Here is a 22,602-nt window from a genome sequence, read left to right on the forward strand (position 1 = left end):
GTAACCGGGAGCGTCAGTATGATCGCACCATGACTGACACCGGCGCCTCCAACTCCGTGACCCTCCGCTTCCTGGCGGCCCCCATGGACGTGGGCCACAGCGGATCGGTGGATGCCGGAACCGTCCTGGAGTGGGTGGACAAGGCCGCCTACGCCGCGGCCGTGGGCTGGGCCAAGTCCTACTGCGTCACGGCCTATGTGGGGAACATCCACTTTGCTGACCCGGTCAACAGCGGGGACATGGTGGAGGTGGAAGCCACCATCGTGTACACGGGGCGGTCGTCCATGCATATCCGCACTGTTGTGTCCTCAGGAGACCCGAAAGGCGGGCCAGCCACGATGCGCAGCCAATGCATGGTGATTTTTGTTGCTGTTGGGGAGGATGGAAAACCCATCCCGGTCAAGCAGTTTGAGCCCGTTACGGCGGAAGAGATCGAGCAGCGAGACCATGCCCTTGCCCGCATCAACATCCGCGAACAAATCGTTGAAGCCATGAACCGGCAGGAATACACCGATGCGGGTACCGCGGAGCGCGTGACCCTGCGGTTCATGGCGGCTCCGACGGACGTGAACTGGGGCGGAAAGGTCCACGGCGGGATCGTGATGAAGTGGATCGACGAAGCCGCGTACGTCTGCGCTTCCCGCTACTGCGGAATGGACACGGTGGCGGTGTTTTCCGGCGGCGTCCGCTTCTACCGCCCGCTGCTCATCGGGCACGTCGTGGAGGTTGAGGCCCGCCTTGTGTACACCGGGACCAAGGGCATGCACATCGCAGTCCACGTCCGCTCCGGCGACCCCAAAAACCGGGACATGAACCTCACCACGTACTGCCTCACCGTTATGGTGGCGCGCGACGCCGAGGGCAACTCAGTGCCCGTTCCCGCCTGGTTGCCGGTCAGCGATGAGGATAAGAGGCTGCACGCGCATGCCCGCGAGCTGCTGGAAATCAGGGGCAAGGCGCCGGGAAACCCGCTGCCCAACCACCTCCTGGCAGGGGACCGCACCAACCGGGGCTGAGCTTTAGAAACCGCCCCCGCCGGCGTCGGCCGCCATGTTGGCAAAGCGGGAGTAATGGCCCTGGAACGCAACCACGATGTCCTTGGTGGGGCCATTACGGTGCTTGGCCACGAGGATGTCCGCTTCACCCGCACGCGGTGATTCTTTGTCGTAGACGTCCTCGCGGTGAAGCAGGATCACCATGTCGGCATCCTGCTCGATGGAGCCCGATTCACGAAGGTCCGAGACCATGGGCCGCTTGTCCTGGCGCTGCTCAGAACCACGGTTCAGCTGGGACAGCGCGATGACGGGGACCTGGAGCTCCTTGGCCAGCAGCTTCAACGCACGGGAGAATTCCGAGACTTCCTGCTGGCGCGACTCCACCTTCTTACCCGAGCTCATCAGCTGCAGGTAGTCAAGGATCACGAGTTTGAGGTCATGCTGCTGCTTCAGGCGGCGGCACTTGGCGCGGATTTCCATCAGGGACATGTTGGGGCTGTCATCGATGAACAGCGGAGCATCGTTCATCCGGCCCATGGTGGTGGCGATCTTGGACCACTGCTCGTCCTTGATGGTTCCCTTGCGGAGGTCCTGAAGGCCGATAGTTGCCTCGGCGGAGAGCAGGCGCATGGCAATCTCGTTCCGGCCCATTTCGAGCGAGAACATCACAGTGGAGAGGTTGTTCTTGATGGCCGCGGACCGGGCGAAATCCAAGGCGAAGGTCGATTTACCCACTGCCGGGCGGGCGGCAATGACGATCATCTGGCCGGGGTGGAGTCCGTGGGTGAGCTCATCGAGCTCATAAAATCCGGTGGGGACACCGGTCATGCCTTCACCGCGGTGGCCGGACGCCTCGATCTCGTCAACCGTGGACTCCATGACGTCCTTGAGCACCACGTAGTCCTCTGCGGTGCGCCGCTCTGCCACAGCGTAAACCTCGGCCTGAGCTTGGTTGACCAGGTCCTCTACTTCGCCGTCCGAGCCGTAGCCCAGCTGAACGATCTTGGTACCGGCATTGACCAGCCGTCGGAGAACGGCGCGCTCGGCAACGATTTCAGCGTAATAGCCGGCGTTGGCCGCAGTAGGCACTGTCTGGATCAGCTCATGGAGGTAGGCGGGGCCGCCGATCCGGTTGATCTCGGCACGCTTGGTGAGTTCGTCGGACACAGTGACGGCATCTGCCGGTTCCCCGCGTCCGTAGAGGTCGATGATGGCCTCGTAGATGGTTTCGTGTGCCGGGCGATAGAAGTCCTGCCCGCGGAGAATTTCCACAACGTCGGCAATCGCATCCTTGGAAAGCATCATTCCGCCAAGGACTGATTGCTCGGCGGCAATATCCTGCGGCGGCTTCCGGCTCATCTCCGATCCTCGGGTGGCCTCGACCGGGTCCAGATGCGCTATAGACAAAGCTGCCGTCCTTTATTGTGTACCGGGAACCAGGGCACCCGGTGACTTACTATCCTGCTGCCGCGTTGCGTGGATAACCACACACCGCCTGTCCAGGTTTACCGGCGGGGTCGGACAATCCTGCTCCGCCAGCCTTGGCCTTGGCTGTCAACAGGAGTTATCCCCATATCCACAGGTTTTCCACAATGGGCTGTTCCCAGGGATCAGGGGTCTGTCTCCGGCTCTGCGGGTGCCCATTCCCGAAGCCGTGCAAGATCCGAAGAACAGGTACCCCGCTACGGTAGCCGTCACCGGTCCAGCCACAAAGCCAGCAAGCCCGGAAGGGTGTGTATAACCTGTGCACTAGGGGGCATAGCTTGTGCACAGCCTGTGGGGAAACCTGTGGAAACAAAAAAAGTTTCCTGCGATATATGCCTCTGACCTGCGAAAACAATAATCCGGACGTGTGGAGTAAATATTTCTGGTGTGGGATTTCATCCACAGCGCGTGTCGCCGGAGGCCATCGCCGAATCACCCGCGAGAGGTCCGCTGGCTTGCCGGAGAGGCTGTGTGCCACTTCTCATATTCCGCGCGGGACGTGAGTCCCCGTCTTGGACCCGCCTTTATGCACCGGGGCGAATATTGCTGTGGATAACCCCGATCTGGCATAAGCTCTATGCATGGGCGAACTACTGCTGGTCCTGTTGCCTGCGATTGTTTTGGTGGTGCTCATCTGGGGCCTTTTTACGGCCCTGACCCCGCGCGATTCGGGGATGTCGGATGCCGAAAAATACCAGCGCGACCTAGCCGAGCGCTCAGCACAGCACTACGCGGCGCAGGTCCAGGCGGCTACCGCTGCCCGCGCACAACTCGATCGGATCACCAGGCCCAGCCAGAACGCCCAGGCATCATCGGACCTGGCTGCTGCCAGGAAGCACATAGAACGGCGTTAGACATGGAATCGCTCGTGGCCCCGGTCCTCATCCTCCTGGCGGTTGTTGCCGGAGTAACGCTGGCCGTCCGCATCCTCGGCAAGCGGAAAGCAGCCCGCAACGCTGAACCTGCCGAGCCCGCGCCCACCGCTGCCGAATTGGCGCGGAGTGCGGCCGCCAGGCTCTCGGAAGAAGAACACCGCCGGCTATATGCCTTGATTGCCCAAGGGCAGGCGATGGCAGCGATCAAGCTGTACTACGAGGCAACCGGGGAGGGCCTGCGGGCATCCCGTGACGCCGTGGGCGCGTTGGCTGCCCACCCCCAGCCCTACCGCAGCCCGGAGGCGCCCCCGGCCCCCGTAGAGGATGACGACGACGACGAGCCGCAGCGTTTCCCCTACCGCTACCGGGCCATTGCCAGTAAGGGCGACGTGACGCGTGAAGTCAGCAGCAACATGCTCAACGACGAAATCTACGGCAGGATCCGCACCCTGGCCCGCAGCGGGGACACCGAAGCGGCTGCTACGGCACTCACCCGCCATTCTGACATCTCCATGAAGCAGGCACGAGAGTTTATCGAGCTGCTGGAAGACTGAGCCCGCCAGGAGCGGCCTGGCTGGCTGCTACCGGGCAACCCGCCTGAGGCCAGCAAGCAAGCACCGCAATGAGGCCAGCACACAAAATGGCGGCCGGGACCGCATCCTTACGGATGCAGTCCCGGCCTCCTTAGTCCCTTCTGCCGGCTAACCGAAGGTGAGTACTAGCTTTGGTGCGAACGTCTCCCCGGCCTCCTTGGAGTTAAGATCCAGACCGTCGCTGCTCGAGGAGTCGATACCAAGTGAGAGCTTTTGGCCGAGTTCGCCGGCCACGGCCGAGGCGCTGAGCGAAACACTGTAGTTGGTGTTTGTCGCTGAGGGGTTCACGAGGGTGCCGATGCTGGTGCCGAGGGCCGGCCGGGTGTTGTAAGTGATCACAGCCGCGTCCCATAGGTCATCAGCAACCAGCTTGATGTTCTGCGTACCAGTCGACCCGCTCCCCGCACTGCGCAGCTCCAACTTCGCTCCTTGCAGCGTCCTGCCCGCATACGCCGACAGGTCGAACTTCAAGTAGGTGACCTCGGCGGGGCTCGCGTCCACACCCAGCATGGTGCTCGCGCCATAGTTCGTCGTCGTCAACCCCGTCCCGTTGGACACATACGTGTCAGCGATAGCCGCGACCGTCTCCGACGTGCCGCCGGTTGGCGGCGGAGTCGTCGCAGGAGCGGTGGTGAAGGTCCAGGTCTTGTCTGATGCCAACGCGTTACCGGCAGCATCCTTCGCCCCACCGGAACCGCCCTTGATGGTGGCCGTATAGGCCGCACCCGCTGCCAGATCCGTGGTCGGGTTCAACGTCGCAGCCGTGTTCGTGCTGTTGCGCGTCACTGCTGCCGGCACCAGACCCGCAGGCCCAGTCAGTGTGAAGGTGCTCGATGAAACCGTCGACGGGTCCATAGCCTCGGAGAACGTCGCCGTCACATGCGTCGCCGCCGCCACGTTGGTCGCACCACTATCCGGTGAAACAGCCGTCACGGTGGGAGGCGTGGTGTCAGGAGTACCGCCGCCGCTGGCGACACCGCCAGTGCCGTCGTAGTAGTGCCAGTACCTGCTGGTGGCATTCACATCGGCGAGGACCAGCAAACCGCTGTTGGCTGTGCTCGTCGCGTTGTTCAGGTTCTGCTTCGTGGACGTGACGTTGTGGACGTACTGGTCGGCGTCCATGATTCGAAGCGTCTTCGTAGCCGTGGTGATGGAGCTGATGTTGTTCAGCGGCGCGGATTTTTCGTAGATTGCACCCCCCGAGGTGCTGCAGACGCCGGCATTCGTGGTGCCGCTAGGTTTCGGATAGGTAGCAAAAGTACGCACTTTTTGAGCGAACTCGTCGATCAGGACGATCACCCGGTTCGGGCATTCGGCCACAGTCGCGATAGTGTGCGGCGTCCAGGTGGTGCCGTTGAACTCCAACAGCTGGATCAGCGGCTGTGAGGAGGACGTGAACGACGTCTTGATTGCGGCGAAGACCTTTCCACTGGCTGAAGAGTCCAGCCACTTCAGGTTCATATGGTCATCGCCGCTGCGCTGCCCCTTAACGGCCGCGGCAGTAGTGCTCCAACCGGTGTTCGGTGCTGCAGTGTCGTCGTGATAGGTCCAGTACATGCCATCGCTGGCATCGCCCATCTGCCGGCTCCACATCACACCCATCTTCCCGTCGAACGCGATAACGGCCGATGTGTCATCGACAGACACGTTGCTCAAGGCGGCAGGAAGCGCGATTGGCTTGTCCCATGTCTTCCCGTCCGTGGCGGTGAAATTCACCAAAATCTGGTTTCCCTGCTGCCAGGTGGCCCACACCCGGCCCTTCGAGTCCTTGTCGATGCTCAGAACCTCAACCTTGGAGTTGTTGATCTGAGTGGAACTCAACAATGTGTACTTCTTTGTGCCCGAGTCGTAACTGTAACGCCGCATCGTCGTTGGGAAGCCCGCCTCCGCCGGCAGGCCGTCATTCACGAACCGGTAGCTCGCCACGAACAACGTATTCCCGTCCCACAGCACGTCGTGATGGGTGCTTGCCCGAGTTTCCGTCGCCACGCCCGTATTGACCCAGGAGTTGGTCGAGCTATTGAACCGAAAAATATGGAAATCTTGGCTGGCCGTGTCCCACAGGTTCCCCCACCAGTTGCCGTCGTTGAACCACAACGCACTCGTGGCCCGCTTGGTACCCGTTGGTGTCCCCGTCCCCGTATGTGACGGACCCTGGCTTCCGACGTCATCAACAGCCGAGGCCACCCCCGGCGCCACCAGGGCGGCCAGCGCAACGAGGAGCGCCGTCAGCAGCGCATCGAACCGCAGGTTCGGCCACCTACGCCGACGCGATTTGGCTGAGCGCACAGGTCCCTGCCCTACTCCCGGTATGGGAGCCCTGCTGCCTGTAACTCTCTCGCCCATGTGAAAGTTCTCATAGTCCACCAACGTTGCTCCCCGGAGTTGAATCCAACAGTCAATCCCCAGTTCGTTCAGTGTCAGCGGTCAGGGCATCGAAAAACAACCCCCGGGCTCCCCCCATTGTGGGGGCTGAGGAATCCCCTATTGCCACTCCCCGAACCCGGGCGGGTGCCGGCCCTCAGGCGTTTCCGGAGATGCCGGCCAGCAGCTGTTCAAAGGGCAGGGACTCCATTGGTACGGGCTTCCGTCCCGGCTGCGGTCCTTCCAGCAGGCTGACCAATTCGCGGGCGGCACGGTCAACGCGCTCGGCAAGTGTAGAGCCGCCGTCGTCCGACGTGCCCCAGTCCTGGGGGCCGGCGAAGACTCCGGTGGCGGCAATCCGGGTGCGAAGGTAGCTGAACAGCGGCCGCAGGGCGTAGTCGAGGACCATCTGGTGGCGGTCCGTACCCCCGGTAGCACCCAGCAGGACTGCCTTACCGTCCAGCGACTTCGGATCGAGGACGTCGATGAAGGATTTGAACAAGCCGCTGTAGGAGGCGCTGAAAACCGGCGTCACGGCAATGATGCCGTCAGAGGCCTCCACCCCTGCAATGACCTCGGCCAGGCGGGGCGCTGCGTAACCGGTCACGAAGTTGTTCGCGATGTCCACGGCGAGGTCCCGGAGTTCAACGGTGTCCACCACCGCGTCGTAGCCTGCCGCATGGAGTTGCCGCTCGGCCGACGCTGCCAGCTGGTCAGCCAGCAGGCGGCTCGACGACGGCACGCCAAGTCCGGCGGAAAGGACTGTGATGCGGCGGGTTTCCATGGCATTTCTCCTGTTGCTCGTTCATTTCATCATACATGCGTTTGCATCTATCGGTTGAACGGCGGAGGTTGCGCAAGTATTCCCGGCTGCAGCGTACGGGTCAGGGTGGTCTTACACCCGAACAAGCAAAAACCCCCGCCGCCGGAATCCGGCAACGGGGGTCTTCGTGCAGTCAGAAACTACTTACCAGCCACTACATCGAGTTCGATCACAGCAGCAACGTCGTCGTGCAGACGGACGTTGGCCTGGTAGGAACCAACCGACTTGATGTGCGCCGGCAGTTCAACCTTGCGCTTGTCGATGCGGCCAAGGCCTGCGGCCTCAACAGCGTCAGCAACGTCGGCCTGCTTGACGGTGCCGAACAGGCGTCCGGTCTCGCCAGCCTTGACAACGAGCTTGACCGGCTTGGCGGAGAGTGCAGCAGCCTGCTTCTGAGCATCTTCCAGGGAAGCGTGCTCGCGGGCGGCACGGGCAGCCTTGATGGACTCAACCTGCTTCTCGCCACCCTTCGACCAGGTCAGGGCGAAGTTGCGGGGGAGCAGGTAGTTACGTGCGTAACCGTCCTTGACCTCAACAACGTCGCCAGCAGCACCGAGACCGGTTACTTCGTGGGTCAGAATGAGCTTTGCCATGTTAGTTAATCCCTTCCTTAGCCGCGGCCAGCGCCGGAGTAAGGCAGCAGGGCAACTTCGCGGGCGTTCTTGATTGCCTGTGCGATCTTGCGCTGTTCCTGCACCGTGACGCCAGTGACGCGACGGGCGCGGATCTTTCCGCGGTCGGAGATGAACTTGCGCAGCAATGCTACGTCCTTGTAGTCGATGACAGTGATGTCAGCGGCCTTCAAGGGGTTGGACTTTGGTTTGGGCTTACGGAGTTCAGCCTTAGCCATCGTGGAGCTCCTATTCTAGGGAGCCCGTGGATATTGATCCACGGGATGGTGGTGGTCCGACGGCGGCTCCCGCCCTGGTGCCTTGCGGCACTTTAGGGGGTCCCGGCGTCGGGCCTTTATTGGTTGTTAGAAGGGAGGTTCGGAATCGGGGCCGTTGCCCCAGCCGCCTGCGTTGGACACACCGGGCGTAGCCCAAGGATCGTCCTGTGCAGCCTGCTGGTTGCCGCCGCCCCAGCCTCCGCCGGAGTTGCCGCCCTGGTTTCCACCAGAGTTGCCTCCTCCGAAGCCACCGCCGCTGTTGCCGCCGCCGAAGCCGCCCTGTCCACCCTGGCCGCCGGAGCGTTGGGTGCGGTTGACCTTGGCATTGGCGTAGCGCAGGCTGGGGCCGATTTCATCGACTTCGAGCTCGATAACGGTGCGCTTTTCGCCTTCTTTGGTTTCGTAGGAACGGCTCTTCAGGCGGCCGGTGACGATCACGCGCATGCCCTTGGTGAGGGACTCGGCGACGTTCTCGGCCGCTTCACGCCAGACAGCGGCGCGGAGGAACAGGGTTTCCCCGTCCTTCCACTCGTTGGACTGGCGATCAAAGGTGCGGGGGGTGGAAGCGATGGTGAAGTTCGCTACTGCAGAACCGGACGGTGTGAACCGCAATTCCGGGTCATTGGTGAGGTTACCGATGACCGTAATGGTGGTCTCGCCTGCCATCTACTGCCTCCTTGTTCGATCCTGGGTGAAGAGTGCATTTCCTGCGGGGTAAAGAATGAAAACCGGTGCTGAAATTACTCAGCAACAACCTTCTGCTCTTCGGGGCGGGTGATCTTGGTGCGCATGATGGTCTCGTTAAGAGACAGCTGGCGGTCAAGTTCCTTGGCGGTTTCCGGCTTGGCGGTGAAGTTCACCACGGCGTAGATACCTTCGGACTTCTTCTTGATGTCGTAAGCCAGCCGGCGACGGCCCCAGATGTCAACCTTTTCGATGGTTCCACCATCGTTGGTGATGACGTTCAGGAACTTCTGAAGCGACGGCTCAACGGTACGCTCTTCGACCTCGGGGTCGATGATTACCATCAATTCGTAAGGACGCATATGTGAACCCACCTCCTTTGGGCTAAGCGGTTACGGCATTTCCGTAACAGGAGGTTCATTTGCGATGCCGTGCAAGCCCCGCCGCCGGAAGGGAGGCAGGACGCAGCACAGACTTCAATATCTTAGTGCATTTGGACCGGATAGGCGATTCGCGCTTGACTCAAGGCTAGGGCAAGTGCTTGATCCGGAGGCCGCTGAATGCCCCTATGTGGAAAACCGCCCGCCCAGGAGGCCGAGGGGCTCTCCGGGGCGGGCGGATGCACGGCACAGGGCAACGTGCCGGGAATTACGACGCCGGGCCCGCCTTCGCGGGCGCCACCTGCTCTTCGTCGACGTCCCCGGCGGCAGCAGGCGCAGGCGAAGCCGACTTACGGTAGCGCCACACCCCGATCGCCACCACCACGGCAGCCAGTGCGAGCGACAGGAGCAGCGACTCACGGGTGGACTCCAGGAGCACCATGCCGATCAGCAGGGCCACAATGCTGGCGATGGCCAGCCAGGTCAGGTACGGGAACAGCCACATCTTTAGGGCAAGGTCCTTGGCGGCGGCCCCCATGCGTTTGCGCAGGACCAGCTGTGAGGTAGCGATCACAAGCCAGACAAACAGGGCGATAGCACCGGAGGTGTTGACGAGGAACAGGAAAACCGTGTCCGGAGCGATGTAGTTCAGGCCCACGGTGACGAAGCCCACCACCGTGGAAGCGAGGACCGCCGCTGCCGGTACTCCGCGCCGGGAGATCCTGGTCCACGATGCCGGAGCATCGCCACGCCGGGAGAGGGAGAAGAGCATGCGGCTGGCCGTGTAAAGGCCGGAGTTCAGGCAGGACAGCACGGAGGTGAGGACCACGATGTCCATGATGGTGCCGGCGCCGGGGATCCCGAAGAGCTCGATGACGGCAACATACGGGCTTTTAGCCACGTTGGCGTCGTTCCAAGGCAGGAGGGTGACCACGATCGCGATGGAACCGATGTAGAACACCAGGATGCGCCATACCGTTGATTTCACGGCTTTCTTGACAGCGTCCACCGGGTTCTCGGACTCGCCGGCCGCGATGGTGGCGATTTCAGCACCGAAGAACGAGAAGACCACCACCAGGATGCCTGCCAGCACAGCTCCCGGCCCATTGGGCAGGAAACCGCCGTTCCCGACGAGGTTGTCCAGTCCAGGCGCCGGGACGCCGGGAACGAGTCCCAGGATGGCGGCCACGCCAAACAGCAGGAACAGCACGATGGCAGCGACCTTGATGGAGGCGAACCAGAACTCGAACTCACCGTAGGACTTCACGGAGCCCAAATTGGTGAGGGTCAGCAGGACCATCAGGACCAACGCCCAGATCCACTGGTCAATGCCCGGAACCCAGCGGTGCATGATCGCGGCGCCGGCCGTGGCTTCGATGCCGAGCACAATGATCCAGAACCATGCGTAGAGCCATCCGATACTGAAGCCCGCCCACCTGCCCAGGGCTTTGTCTGCGTAGGTGGAAAATGAGCCCGTCTCGGGGTTCGCGGCGGCCATTTCGCCGAGCATACGCATTACGAGGATCACCACAACGCCGGCTGCCATGTAAGCCAGCAGGATTCCGGGGCCTGCCTGCTGGATGGCGGCACCGGAGCCGACGAACAGCCCCGCCCCGATAACACCGGCAATTGCGATCATTGACAGGTGCCGCGGTTTGAGCGACTTGGCTAATTGCTGGTCAGCGGGCATGGGTGCGCCGTCCTTTGGTTATCCCGGGAATGGATGGGCCTGCGGGCCGGCAACTGGGCTGCGCCCCTCGCGGGAGCGGCATCCAGTGCGCTTCATCACGTTTCTCCCACCCTAGACGTCCTGCGGAAGGGGAAAGGCTGTGCAGCAGCACAAAACCGAATCCACCAAACCGGGCGACCTTCCACTTGGTGCGCCCGTGGTGCACCAGTTGATTCCTCTCAGGCACTTGGGAAATCTTGATGAAATCCAGCGCTTAACCGGTAGTGCCGCTTTCCGACCCGGGGCTATATTGACTCCACGGCTGGGAACCGGGCTGGATGTTAGGGAAGTGGTCTCCTTCTTCAATGGATGGGGACGTCATGTCGTTGATGGGCAGAAGCAACGAACTTGACCGGATCCTCGCCGTGGTCAGGGGCCCCAAGGAAGCGGCCGTCGCCGTCGTTGGTCCACATGGCATAGGAAAGTCCGCGCTGCTCAGCGAGGTACCGCGGCTTTCGGACTACCGAACTGTCTACCTGCGGGCCAGCCTCCCGGAATCGGGCTGGCCCCTGTCCGGGCTTACTGCCCTCCTGGACGGCATGGAAGATCCCGTCCTGAACCGGATCACCGATGATCTTCTCCGTGACACTGCCGGAACCCTGGACCTGGCCGCCGTTTCGACAAAGCTGCTCGGCGGGCTGCATCAACGGGCGGCGTCCCGCACCGTAGTGGTGATCGACGACGCCGACCAACTGGACCCAAGCAGCCAGGCTGTCATCGGTTTCCTTGCCCGGCGGCTGGCAGGAACGGACCTCGTCATCATCGCCAGTCTCCGGGAGGCTACAGCCGGCAGCCCTTTCTCGAGTCTGCCCATCCTGCAACTGGGCGCACTGGGCTACAACGACACCGTGCGTATGCTGGAAGCCATTCCTGCGCGGCAGTCCGTAGCCGCAGTGATGCACGCAGTTGCCGCAGCGTCGCAGGGGAACCCGCTCGCCGCCGTCGAACTTTACGCTGCCCTGACGGAACTCCATGTGGAGGGAAGGTACGCCCTCCCGGTTCCGCTGCCCTCCAGGGGCAGCTTCGAGCAGGAATTCGCCGCAACCCTGGGTGGGCTTACACCCGGAGCGCGGCAGGCACTGGACTTGTTGTCGCTGTCCTTCCGGAGTGACGCCGCAACCCTTGAGAAGATCTCCAGTGGCGTCTGGACCGGTTTGGACGAACTGTTGGGCTGCGGCCTGATCAGCCGAACGGGTGCCTATGTGGGGATCAGGAACCAGCTGCTCCGCGGCTACGTCTTCGCTGCCATGGCGCCCGCGGTACGGGTCGCCGGCCACCGGGCCCTCGCCGAGGCCGCAAGAGGTTCGGACGCGCACGGGCGCAGATGGCATTTGAGCTTCACCTCCTTGGAGCGGCAAACGCCGTTCGGCCTGCTGCGGCATGCGGGTGACCTCATCAGGGCGGGGGAAGTCCCCTTCGCCATCGAACACATCGAGCGGGCCCTCACCATCAATCCCTGGGAGGCGGAAACGGCCTCGCGCCTGGCCTCGCTGGCGGAGCTGCTGTTCAACCGTGGCGACTTCGTGTACGCCAGGCGCTACATCGACTGGGCCCGCCGGGTGACGCGCAACCCTGCGCTGATTCTTCGGCTCACCGGCCTGTCCTTCGAGATCGAGTTCATCCGGGGTGCTGCAGTGCGGGCCAGCATGGTGCTCCGGCTGGTCAAGGAATTCGGGCAGCATGACCCGGAGTACTCGGCCAACCTGCTGGCCATCGGAGCGCTGTACTTCGCCGAACGGTGGGAACTGAAGGATGCCGAAGAACTTCTCCGGCAAGCAGAGGAACTTCGGCCGTCAGCCTCAACCAACTCAGTAGCCTTGGCCGGCCAGGCCACCCGGCTGGTCGACGCCATCAAAGGCAACGGCGAGAACCAGCAGCGAACGAACGGCTCCGCCGGCGATGCGAAAGTGGTGGGGCTGCTGCTGCAGGGACGTGCCCTGAGCTACGGTGAACACCACCGCCGGGCTGAGGAGGCCTTCGCCCTGGTCCGCAACTCCGCAGTGCCCGGCCACATCAACTGGCGGGAAACCGCAGCGTTCCTCGCGGTGGATAACGAAATCCGCGCGGGCAACGTCAGAACTGCCATAAAGCTCATCGAAGAGCTGGAGCTGAGGGAACCCGAGATGAAATACCACCACGGGATGCTCCATGTCTTCCGGGTGTGGCGGGCGAACGCCCTGGGTGATGAGGCCTTGGCCAGGGCCTGTGTGCTGAGCGCCCAGCGCTCCATGGGAGCCGAGACCCACCCGGCCGCCACCGCGCAGATTGCCGCTTGCCAAGGCCACTTCGAGCTCATCCGCGGCAACCTCGCAGAGTCCTTCGCGCAACTTTCCCGTGCCGCCGAACTGGGGATGGCCTTCGCCAACCCCACTCTGCTTCGCTGTGAGGGAGACCTGGTGGAGGTCCTGGTGCGCCTGACCAGGCACCGTGAAGCGAAGCAGGCCCTCTTCCGCCTGGAAAGCCGGTCCGTGGGAGTGCGGTCGCCTTGGCTCATGGTGACTATCGCACGGAGCCGGGCGATGCTGGCTGACGGCGACCAGTCCCTTCAGCTCTTTAAACAGACCATCGAGGGATGCCCCGCGGGCGTGTCCCTTCTTGAACAGGCAAGGACACTGCTCTGTTTTGCCGAGCGGTTGGTCGCTTTTGGACGGACCCGGGAGGCCCGGGACGCCATGCTGCGGGCCAAAGTGATGATTGACGAGGCAGGTGCGGAGGCCTGGATACAGCATGTTGATTCCCTCCTGCTGGATGAGCGGGTGGTGCCGGCGCCCCCGAAGGTCAACCCGGCGATCCTGTTGCTCACGGACCATGAACGTGCGCTGGCCCAGATGGTGGCCCGTGGCATGCGCAACAAGGAAATCGCTGCCGCGCTCTATGTGTCCGTCCGGACTGTCGAAGTTCGCCTGACGGCCATTTACCGCAAGCTCGGAGTGGAGTCGCGGGCGCAGTTGACGGCGCTTGAAGCGGACAAGGACCGGGCCGTCCAGGACCGGTACGTCCTGCCTGTTCTCTAAGCAAATCTCTGTTTCCCAAGAAAACAGCCAGGAGGGTAACCGCGCACCGCAGTTTCCACACGATCCTCCGCGGCACCCACAAACCGCCTCCAGTCCCCTCAACAACCGGTCCTTTTCGACACTAGTTTTAGTGCACGGCAAACCTGTTGCGCGGCCGGCCGTTCACAGCCAAGAACTCAAATCGAACTGAAGCTCAGTGTAGGGACGGACGTATGAGCGAACTGATCCTCGTCGCAGCCAGCGGCCTTGCACGCGAAGTCCTGGCGATGGTCCGTGGCAGCGGGCAGTACGACGTTGTGGGTTTCCTGGATGACGACAAAGAGATGGACGGGGTGACTGTAGACGGCGCCCCGGTCCTGGGCAGCATTGACGACGCTCCCCATTACCGGCACGCCTTCCTGCTGATATGCCTGAGTTCTGGCAGGGCGCGGGAATACGTTGTGGACAGGCTGACTTCGATGGGAATTCACGGCCCGCGGTACGCAACAGCCATCGATCCCACCGTCCAATATCCGGAAGGATGCAGGATCGGGCGGGGCAGCATCCTGCTCCGCAACGTGACCCTGACAGCATCCGTCACCTTGGGCTCCCACGTGGTGGCAATGCCGTCAGTGACCTTCACGTACGACGACGACGTCGCGGACTTTGCCACCTTCGCCGCCGGCGTTTCACTGGGCGGGGGAGTCCGAATAGGCAGGGCAGCCTCGTTGGGGCTGAACGCGAGCGTTCGGGACGGCACGTCCATCGGTGACTACGCAACGATCGGCATGGGCACTGCAGTCCTCAGCAATGTCCCCAAGGGCGAGACGTGGGTTGGAGTCCCGGGCCACAAGATTGACCGGTAGGTTTTCACCCGGACGCGACAGTAAGTCCTACACAGCCGTCCGGAAAAACAGCTCCGTCACGGCAGCCAGCCGCCGCGGATCCTCTACCCCGCACAGCTCCCGCGCCGAGTGCATGGACAGCAACGGAACCCCCACGTCCACTGTCCGGATTCCCAGGCGCGTGGCGGTGAGCGGCCCGATGGTGGAGCCGCAGGGGATTGCGTTGTTGGACACAAACTCCTGGTAGGGCACGCCGGCTTCGGCACACCAGCGCGCCCATAACGCCGCACCGGCGGCGTCCGTGGCATACCGCTGGTTCGCGTTGATCTTCAACAGCGGCCCGCCGTTGAGTACGGGATGGTTGGCGGGGTCGTGCCGCTCGGCGTAGTTGGGGTGGACTGCGTGCCCCGCATCAGCGGAAACGCAGAACGACGCTGCCAGCGCCTGCCGCCGCTGGCTCACCGTTGCGCCAAGGCCGTCGGAGATCCGCAGCAGCACGTCCTCGAGGATGGGGCCGCACGCCCCCGAACGCGAGTTGGAGCCAATCTCCTCATGGTCAAAAGCGGCCAGCACGGCGACCGGCCGGCCGGAACCGGATCCCGGAGCATCAGCATGTGCCATCAGGGCCACTAGGCCGGCATGCGTGGACGAAAGGTTATCCAGCCTCCCGGATGCGAAGAACTCCCCATTCCCCCCGAAAACTGCAGGCGCCTGTGTGTCCGCAACAACGACGTCGTACCCGCCAATCTGCCCGGGATCCACGGAGGCGCCGGAAACAGAAGAGGCCAGCACGGCAAGCAGGTCGAAATCGCCGGCATCCCCCAGCCCCCACACGGGATTCATGTGCCGCTGCTTGTCCAGCGTCAGGCCGTCATTCGCGGCGCGGTCCAAATGGATGGCCAGCTGGGGGAAGCGCAGCAGGGGGCCGGTGGCGGTGAGATGCTCTGTGCCGTCCAGCATCACCAGCCGGCCGGCGAGCTGCAGTTCGCGGTCCAGCCAGGAATTCAGCAGCGGACCGCCGTACACCTCCACGCCCGCCTGCAGCCACCCGTGGGCACCGATGGTGGGCTTGGGCTTGAGCTTGAAGGAGGGCGAGTCCGTGTGCGCCCCCAGGATGTTGAACCCGGTGGCGGGTCCGGCGCCCTCCGGCACAACCCAGGCGATCAGCGCGCCATCGCGGATTATAAAAAACGATCCGGGTCCGCCCTCCCAGGGCTCCGGCTCTTCCAAACGGACAAATCCGGCCTCCAGCAGCCTGCGCGCCGCCTCGTGCACCGCATGGAAGCTCGACGGCGACGCGCTGACATACGCCGCCAGGTCCGGGATGTGGTCTGCAGCGGAGGTAAGAGAAGGCATGCTCCCGAGTCTAGATGGTGACGTTGAGGCCTGCCGTGTAGCCGGCGGCCGCCGACCCTGACATGGCGGCGAGCTGGTAGATGCCGCCGTCATCGCCGAACACGTTGTCCGACTGAAGTGTCGTCCGCGGAAAGTTCCGCGCACTGGATTCGTAGCCCGCGGTGGCGTACACGTCCTCGCAGGCGGCCTGGGTGAGCGCGATTTGCGAAACGGCCAGCACCTGGCCCGCAGCTGTCGCGTTGCTCATGGACTCGAACACTTCAAAATGGATGTGCGGCCAGCGGCCCATGTACGCGCCGGGGAAAATCGACGTGAACGTGACCTGGCCGTTCGCGTCGGCCTCCTGGACCCCGCGCAGGAAGTTCTCGTTTTCCAGGCCGGAATCGTACATCGAGTACTTCCCGTCCCGGTCGCAGTGCCAGGCGTAAACGGCCGCGCCGGCCAACGCAACACAGCCGTTGGCGTTATCCAACAGCGTCAGCGTGAAGGTCAGGGGTACCCCCTCGGCCATGGCGGTCCCGGTTCCGAAGCTGGAGGTGATGTCCCGCCGCACCACTCCCGAGGCTTCGAGGACGTTCGGCCCGTTGGAACCGTCGCCCGGGTATGGTCCGGCGGTTTCCTGCGGAATATCCGCTCCGCACTCGGCAATCGCCCGGGTCAATGTCGGGGACGGAGTCACGGTGGCCGAAGCAGACGCAGACGCCGTTGCCGATGCGGGGGCAGAGGCCGCAGCGGACGACGCCGAAGGGCTTGTGCCGGAGCTTGACCCGCCCGGCGTGCAGGCAGCCAGCGCAGCGACGGCACCTCCGGCGCCCAGGAACATGCCCAGCGAGCGGCGGCTCATCATCATGGACAGGTCGAACTCCAGGCCGCGGTCGTGGTCCGGATGGGGAAGGTTGTTGGTCATGCCACCATCCAACCTGCCGGAGCTGTCACCTGCATAGGCCATTCCTGTGCGCAGGCTGTGCGTCAGTAGTCCGGGTTGCTCGGCACCACCAGGCCTGTCTCGTAGGCGTAGACCACCGCTTGGACGCGGTCGCGGAGATGAAGCTTGGTGAGGATCCGCCGCACGTGCGTCTTCACCGTCGCCTCGGACAGGAAGTACCGGTGGGCGATCTCCGCGTTGGATAACCCCTCCGCCATGGCCTCCAGCATCTCCGTTTCCCGGGGCGTCAGGTCCGCCAGGAGTGGATCCGGCGCAGGGACCGCGGGTACGGGCTTGGAGGCACCCCGCACGTACGTTTCGAGCAACCGCTGGGTCACCCTGGGCGCCACCACGGCGTCACCGCTGGCCACCACCCGCACGGCGTTGATCAGGTCCTGCGGGGCGGCGTCCTTCAGGAGGAAAGCGGAAGCACCTGCCTGGAGACCGGCGAAGGCATACTCGTCCACGTCAAAGGTGGTCAGGATGATGATGCGCGAGCATGCTCCGGAGTCCGTGATGGCGCGGGTGGCCTCGATACCGTCCAGCACGGGCATCCGCACATCCATCAGCACAACGTCCGGGCCATGTTCGCGGACCAGCCGGACAGCCTCGGCACCGTCGGAGGCTTCACCCACTATCCGCAGGTCATCCTCCCCCTCAAGGATGAGCCGGAACCCCATCCGGAGCAGCGGCTGGTCATCCACCAGCAGGACTGTGGTAGCCAAATTACTGGTCATGCTTTCCCTTGCAGTTCGTGCGGGCGGAAGGATTCGGAATCGTCGTCGGCGGGCCAGGAAAGCACGGCATGCACACGCCAGCCCCGGCCGCTGCGGCCGGCTTCCACAGTGCCGGCGTATATACGGGCGCGCTCAGCCATCCCGGTGATCCCCTGGCCTGTGCCATAGGAAGGGGTGCCGCAGGAGCCGCGGCCGGCGGCCGAACTGCCGCCGCCCTCGAGTGAGATGTCTCCCGGAACTCCCGCGCCGTCGTCGGACACGTCGATGGTAACCGTTGAACCGGCGCGGACAATCGAGACGTCCACCCTTCCCAGCGAACGGCCGTAACGGAGCACATTGGTCAGCGATTCCTGGACGATCCGGTAGACCGTGAGCTGGAAGGCGGCATCATCGGGCAGCGCCGGCCCGCTGTGGGAGCAATGGAGGGGCAGGCCGGCCGTGCGGAACCCCTCAAGGAGCATGGCCAGGCCGTCCCCCGAAGCGGGCGGCAGCCGCGGCGCCGCCTGCCCGTCGTCGCGAAGGACGCCCAGTACCCGCCGCATATCGGCCAGAGCAGTGCGGCCCGTCCGGGACAGTTCACCGAGCACCTCGCCGGCGCGCTCGGGGCTTTTCCGGACCACGACGGCGGCGCCATCGGACAGGCTGACCATCACCGTCAGGGAGTGGGCCACGACGTCATGCATCTCCCGGGCGATCCGGTTCCGCTCGTTGACGGACGCCAGGCTCGCAGTCCGGGCGGCCCAGGCGGCGATTTCCTGTTCATGCTCGCGCCGCTGCCGCACGGAAATGCCGATGCCTGTGGCAATGACATTGGACAGGGCGATGGTGGCGCCCGTGGCGATGCTGGTCAGGAGGTGGAAGTCGTCCGGGTTGACGTGGGTGTGGACAACGTCCACCTGCATCGGTCCGACGGCGGCCAGGAGGTAGAGGAGCGCCAGCGGCGCCGTGGCCACGGCCGTGGTGACGAGTGCGAAGCGGCGGCTGCGCGCCACCGCCACAACATAAAGGGAAAACCACAGGCCGGCCGAGACGTTGGACCCCCACGGATGCAGTAAGGTCACGGCCACTTCCGCCACGGCCACGAAGGCAACGAGGCCAACCGGGTGGGAACGCCGGAGGAGCAGCGCCCCGGCCACGCCCGCCAGCAGGAGCGCGGGAATCCAGTTGCCGGATCCGACGGCGTCCACCATCGTGGGTGCCACCAGCACGCCGTAGCTGAGCGCCACCACGGCATCCATCACCCGCGGATGCCCGTGCAGGTAGCGTCGGATCAGCCCCCTGCGCCTGGCGGTGAGCTCCGCAAAGGAGGCGTCGGCCTGTCCGGCCGGCGCGTCCCTTACCACTGACCTTTCTGTCATTCCTGCCTGTATTCCTTGGCGGTTATACGTCGCGCTTCTTCAGCACAATCATTGCCGGGATGAGGAACAGCAGTACGTAACCCAGGAAGATCAGGCCGCCATGCCACGGATCGATGATCCCGTCGGTGTGACCGATCGACAGGAACCGCCCGCCCGCTTCGCTGGGAATGTACTGCGGAACGTACTTCCAGAACTCGCCGGGGATGAGGGTCATAAAGCCTGCAGCGATGGACAGGACGAAGAACATTGCCACCAGGACGGTGATGCCCCCGGCGGAGTTGCGCAGCAGCGTTCCCAAGGACAGTCCGATCAGGGCAACGCCCGCCACATAGAGGCCGCCGGTGAAAATGCTGTAGAGAACGCCGTCAGTGGACCAGCCGAGGTCGAACCCCATGCCCTGGAACACCGGCATGGCGATCAGGAAGGTGGCCACCCCTGCAATGGTGGTGATGACATAGGAAATGACGGCCAGGATGATTGCTTTGGCCACAAAAGCCGGCGTGCGCCGCGGGACGGCGTTCATGGTGGACCGGATCATTCCCGTTGCGTACTCCGAGGACATAAAGAGGACCGCGAGGGAGCCGAGGATCAGGATGCCAATCTGCAGCCCGGCGTTGGGCAGGTTGTAAAGGTCAAAACCCGAGCCGGGCGGGAATGATTTCTCGAGCATTTCAGGGGTCATCGTCTGCCCCTGGTCTTTGGCGCGTCGGATCATCTCATCCAGGTAGGTGTAGCGGATCAGGACAGCCAGTGCCCCCACCCCCACGATGGCAACCAGTGTCAGCAGCAGGAGGATGCGGGTGGACAACAGGGACCACAGTTTGATCCATTCGGACCGCAGGACACCGCCAAAGGTCACGCCGCGCGAACCGGCGGAAGAACGGGCAGGGGTAGTTTGGGTTTCAGTCATGGTGCTCATCGTCCTTACTTTCCTGCCGCTGCCGGGGCGGACACTGACGGGCCCCCGGTCAGGTGCGAGTGGTATTCCACTTCATCCTTGGTGAGGTCGAAGTACGCGTCCTCCAGCGATGACAGCTGCGGCGTGAGTTCGTAGAGCAGCACCTGGTGGTCCAGGGCGATCCGCGCGATCTGCCGCGAGTCCATCCCTGTCACTTCCAGGGTTTCCGGCTCACTCTGGTCCACGGTGACGCCATCGCCGGCCAGGAGGGCTGAGAGTTCCAGGGCATCGCCGGTGCGGACCAGCGTCTTGGCCTGGCGGGTGCCCGCGATGATCTCCTTCACCGGGGCATCGGCAATGATGCGGCCGCGGCCAATGACGATCAGGTGGTCCGCGGTCTGGGCCATCTCGCTCATCAGGTGCGAGGACAGGAAGATGGTCTTACCCTGGTTCGCCAGGTACCGGACCAGGTTCCGGACCCACAGGACGCCTTCCGGATCCAGTCCGTTGACCGGCTCGTCCAGGATGAGGGTCTGGGGGTCACCCAGCAGGGCAGCGGCGATGCCCAGCCGCTGGCCCATGCCCAGGGAGAACCCGCCGGCCTTTTTCCGCGCTACAGCCTCCAGGCCGGTCATTTCAATGACTTCGCGCACCCTGGCTTTGGGAATGCCGTGCGTGGCGGCCATGGCCAGCAGGTGGTTATACGCGCTGCGGCTCGTGTGCACGGCCTTGGCGTCCAGCAGCGCGCCCACCTCATGCAGCGGCGCCTTGTGGTCTGCGTAGGGCAGGCCGTTGACGGTGACCGTGCCCGACGTCGGCCGGTCCAGTCCCATGATCATGCGCATGGTGGTGGATTTACCGGCACCGTTCGGTCCCAGGAAGCCCGTGACGAGCCCTGGTTTCACGGTGAAGCTGACTCCGGCCACGGCGGTTTTTCCGCCGTAAACCTTGGTCAGGCCTTTTGCCTCAATCATGGATAGTTCCTTCGGACGGCAGCGGTGCGCTGCGGCAGACGTTGCGGGGACGGTGGTGTACCCACCACGCTACCGATCCTCCCCGCCGGATTCGCCGGCCTCAGGGATGATTCAGGGGTTAACCGGGGTAGTCCCCCTGGATGACCCTGCCCTGGGACGCGGGCATCAGGGGCGCGGGGAATAATACGTCAGGGCCCGGGGCCGAACGCTGTACTCCACACTGCGTACGCCTGCCACCGCCTCGCCGTCCACCGCCAGCGTCATCGGCGACCCGCCTGCCTCAATCCGCACGTGCGTGGCCTCCGACAGATGGGTGATGCGCGAGGTGGCTACGGTTCCGGTCAGCACCGACCACAGCAGACGCAGCCTGGCGAAGGATTCGTCGGCGGTGATCATCCTGAGGTCCAGCACGCCGTCGTCCAGCACCGGCCGGACAAGCGGCGCGTGGTCGCGCGGGTAGTACCGGCCGCGCCCCACGTAAGCGATCCACAGCTTATGCAGCCTCCCGTCCACCGTCAGGGTGGTGGGGGTTCCTGCCGCAAAGGTGCGGAACATGGCAACTACTCCGGCAAGGGGTTTTCCGAGGGCTGGCTGCAGGTGTTCGCGGCGTCGAACCAGGTTGGGGTAGAGCCCGATGCTGGAGGTGTTCAGCATGATCACTTCCGCCGACTCGGGTTTTCCGGCGAGGCCTCGCTCCAGGGTGACAATGCCCACGTCGGCAAGGGCAGCTTCGCCTTTCGACGCAGCGGCAAGGGCCTCTTTCAGACTTCCTGTTCCGGCGTCCCTGGCGAAGTGGTTGAGGGTCCCGCCGGGCAGCACCAGCAGGGGGAGCAAACGCCCGACGGCGGCAGCGGCCGCGGCGCCCACGGTCCCGTCACCTCCCCACACGCCCAAGGCGCGGGTCCCGGGGTGGGACGCGGTCTGCTGGATCGCGGCAAGGAGATCCTCATCCGGTTCCACAGTCCTGATATGCGCCTTTGGGAATACTTGCAGGAGGGCGTCCGCCGTCTCTTCCTTGAAGGACCCGCCGAGCGTATTCACCACGATGCTTAAGCCGTCTCCCTGCGGCAGTTCAGGAGCCGTGGTCCAGGTCCTGGTAGTCGGCGGAAAGGGCGGGCGGACCGGCCACCACCGCCGGGTGATGAGTGCGGCACCGGCACCGAGTGCTGACCCGAAAAACACATCCGAGGGCCAGTGGGCACCAGTATGAACCCGGGAGTAGGCCACTCCCAGTGCCGCCGGCGCCAGTGCTGCTCCAAGGGACGGCTTAACCAGTCCGGCTCCCACTGCAAACGCCACAGCGGACGCAGAATGGCCCGACGGCATGGAGGAACTTTTGGGTTGCGGATGCACGAAGCGAAACACCGGCAGGTGCTCAGGGAGCGGACGGGCGCGCGGCAGGAGTGTCTTGAAGACTCCGTTGGTGACAGCGGAGGCCACCGCCTGGGCGATCAATCCGTGAAGGGCCGCCCGGCGGGGCCTGCCGGGGATTGCCGCCATGATGGCGGCCATGCCCATCCAGAGTTTTCCGTGGTTGGCTGCGGCGGAGAGCCTGCGGAAGAATTCGTCATGGTTCCCACCAGGCAAACGAGACACATGCCGGACGAGGTATCTATCCGCCCGGCCCATCCATCGATGCCTTTCACGCCACTTGCTCTGCATGCCCTCACCCTACCGTCGGCGGCGGCCAGCGTGCGCG

The 22,602-nt window shown here is 63.9% G+C and carries 20 protein-coding genes; 5 read left to right on the plus strand and 15 right to left on the minus strand.

Features of this window, described 5'->3' with window-relative positions:
* The first annotated feature begins 29 nt into the window (after positions 1 to 29).
* On the plus strand, positions 30 to 1,016 hold the full coding sequence (locus AC5RVY_RS13400; RefSeq protein WP_493955205.1) for an acyl-CoA thioesterase: 987 nt from the start codon (positions 30 to 32) through the stop codon (positions 1,014 to 1,016).
* Between the two features lie 3 nt (positions 1,017 to 1,019).
* Here the strand turns inward: AC5RVY_RS13400 and dnaB are convergent, their stop codons facing one another.
* Positions 1,020 to 2,402, minus strand: a complete 1,383-nt coding sequence (gene dnaB / locus AC5RVY_RS13405) for a replicative DNA helicase (protein ID WP_493955206.1) — start codon at positions 2,400 to 2,402, stop codon at positions 1,020 to 1,022.
* 659 nt (positions 2,403 to 3,061) lie between these two features.
* On the opposite strand from dnaB, the gene AC5RVY_RS13410 reads away from it, so the two are divergent.
* On the plus strand, positions 3,062 to 3,334 hold the full coding sequence (locus AC5RVY_RS13410; RefSeq protein WP_493955207.1) for a hypothetical protein: 273 nt from the start codon (positions 3,062 to 3,064) through the stop codon (positions 3,332 to 3,334).
* A 2-nt stretch (positions 3,335 to 3,336) separates the two neighbouring features.
* Positions 3,337 to 3,909, plus strand: a complete 573-nt coding sequence (locus AC5RVY_RS13415) for a hypothetical protein (RefSeq protein WP_493955208.1) — start codon at positions 3,337 to 3,339, stop codon at positions 3,907 to 3,909.
* Positions 3,910 to 4,056: 147 nt separating this feature from the next.
* Here AC5RVY_RS13415 and AC5RVY_RS13420 read toward each other — a convergent pair whose 3' ends face one another.
* The 7 genes from AC5RVY_RS13420 to AC5RVY_RS13450 form a co-directional block, all read right to left on the minus strand.
* A complete protein-coding gene (locus AC5RVY_RS13420; protein WP_493955209.1) occupies positions 4,057 to 6,237 on the minus strand; it encodes an Ig-like domain-containing protein in 2,181 nt (726 codons plus the stop codon).
* Between the two features lie 232 nt (positions 6,238 to 6,469).
* The gene (locus AC5RVY_RS13425) at positions 6,470 to 7,096 is read right to left on the minus strand and encodes an FMN reductase (protein WP_493955210.1); all 627 of its coding nucleotides are present in this window, start codon (positions 7,094 to 7,096) and stop codon (positions 6,470 to 6,472) included.
* A gap of 179 nt (positions 7,097 to 7,275) precedes the next feature.
* Positions 7,276 to 7,728 carry a 50S ribosomal protein L9 gene (gene rplI / locus AC5RVY_RS13430; RefSeq protein ID WP_108597660.1) on the minus strand — a complete coding sequence of 151 codons (453 nt, stop codon included), beginning with the start codon at positions 7,726 to 7,728 and terminating at the stop codon, positions 7,276 to 7,278.
* Between the two features lie 17 nt (positions 7,729 to 7,745).
* Positions 7,746 to 7,985 (minus strand): 30S ribosomal protein S18, encoded by a 240-nt coding sequence (gene rpsR / locus AC5RVY_RS13435; protein ID WP_003800144.1) that lies wholly within the window; start codon positions 7,983 to 7,985, stop codon positions 7,746 to 7,748.
* Positions 7,986 to 8,111: 126 nt separating this feature from the next.
* Positions 8,112 to 8,690 (minus strand): single-stranded DNA-binding protein, encoded by a 579-nt coding sequence (locus AC5RVY_RS13440; RefSeq protein WP_079597906.1) that lies wholly within the window; start codon positions 8,688 to 8,690, stop codon positions 8,112 to 8,114.
* A 74-nt stretch (positions 8,691 to 8,764) separates the two neighbouring features.
* Positions 8,765 to 9,070, minus strand: coding sequence for a 30S ribosomal protein S6 (gene rpsF, locus AC5RVY_RS13445; protein ID WP_015939036.1), 306 nt, complete (start codon positions 9,068 to 9,070; stop codon positions 8,765 to 8,767).
* A 286-nt stretch (positions 9,071 to 9,356) separates the two neighbouring features.
* The gene (locus AC5RVY_RS13450) at positions 9,357 to 10,778 is read right to left on the minus strand and encodes an amino acid permease (protein ID WP_493955211.1); all 1,422 of its coding nucleotides are present in this window, start codon (positions 10,776 to 10,778) and stop codon (positions 9,357 to 9,359) included.
* A gap of 344 nt (positions 10,779 to 11,122) precedes the next feature.
* On the opposite strand from AC5RVY_RS13450, the gene AC5RVY_RS13455 reads away from it, so the two are divergent.
* Both AC5RVY_RS13455 and AC5RVY_RS13460 read left to right on the plus strand, forming a co-directional pair.
* Positions 11,123 to 13,831, plus strand: a complete 2,709-nt coding sequence (locus AC5RVY_RS13455) for a helix-turn-helix transcriptional regulator (RefSeq protein ID WP_493955212.1) — start codon at positions 11,123 to 11,125, stop codon at positions 13,829 to 13,831.
* Between the two features lie 212 nt (positions 13,832 to 14,043).
* The gene (locus AC5RVY_RS13460; RefSeq protein WP_493955213.1) at positions 14,044 to 14,676 is read left to right on the plus strand and encodes a NeuD/PglB/VioB family sugar acetyltransferase; all 633 of its coding nucleotides are present in this window, start codon (positions 14,044 to 14,046) and stop codon (positions 14,674 to 14,676) included.
* Between the two features lie 27 nt (positions 14,677 to 14,703).
* Here AC5RVY_RS13460 and AC5RVY_RS13465 read toward each other — a convergent pair whose 3' ends face one another.
* The 7 genes from AC5RVY_RS13465 to AC5RVY_RS13495 form a co-directional block, all read right to left on the minus strand.
* Positions 14,704 to 16,011 (minus strand): M18 family aminopeptidase, encoded by a 1,308-nt coding sequence (locus AC5RVY_RS13465; protein ID WP_493955214.1) that lies wholly within the window; start codon positions 16,009 to 16,011, stop codon positions 14,704 to 14,706.
* A gap of 10 nt (positions 16,012 to 16,021) precedes the next feature.
* The gene (locus AC5RVY_RS13470; protein ID WP_493955215.1) at positions 16,022 to 16,918 is read right to left on the minus strand and encodes an intradiol ring-cleavage dioxygenase; all 897 of its coding nucleotides are present in this window, start codon (positions 16,916 to 16,918) and stop codon (positions 16,022 to 16,024) included.
* Between the two features lie 62 nt (positions 16,919 to 16,980).
* On the minus strand, positions 16,981 to 17,673 hold the full coding sequence (locus tag AC5RVY_RS13475) for a response regulator (protein WP_493955216.1): 693 nt from the start codon (positions 17,671 to 17,673) through the stop codon (positions 16,981 to 16,983).
* Positions 17,670 to 19,031, minus strand: a complete 1,362-nt coding sequence (locus AC5RVY_RS13480) for a sensor histidine kinase (protein ID WP_493955217.1) — start codon at positions 19,029 to 19,031, stop codon at positions 17,670 to 17,672. The genes AC5RVY_RS13475 and AC5RVY_RS13480 overlap by 4 nt, the downstream gene beginning before the upstream one ends.
* A 22-nt stretch (positions 19,032 to 19,053) precedes the next feature.
* Positions 19,054 to 19,950 carry an ABC transporter permease gene (locus AC5RVY_RS13485; RefSeq protein WP_493955218.1) on the minus strand — a complete coding sequence of 299 codons (897 nt, stop codon included), beginning with the start codon at positions 19,948 to 19,950 and terminating at the stop codon, positions 19,054 to 19,056.
* Positions 19,951 to 19,955: 5 nt separating this feature from the next.
* Positions 19,956 to 20,903, minus strand: a complete 948-nt coding sequence (locus AC5RVY_RS13490; RefSeq protein ID WP_493955219.1) for an ABC transporter ATP-binding protein — start codon at positions 20,901 to 20,903, stop codon at positions 19,956 to 19,958.
* A 165-nt stretch (positions 20,904 to 21,068) separates the two neighbouring features.
* Positions 21,069 to 22,565 (minus strand): bifunctional phosphatase PAP2/diacylglycerol kinase family protein, encoded by a 1,497-nt coding sequence (locus AC5RVY_RS13495; RefSeq protein ID WP_493955220.1) that lies wholly within the window; start codon positions 22,563 to 22,565, stop codon positions 21,069 to 21,071.
* Positions 22,566 to 22,602 lie beyond the last annotated feature (37 nt).

This window comes from Arthrobacter sp. Ha26, assembly GCF_059091705.1.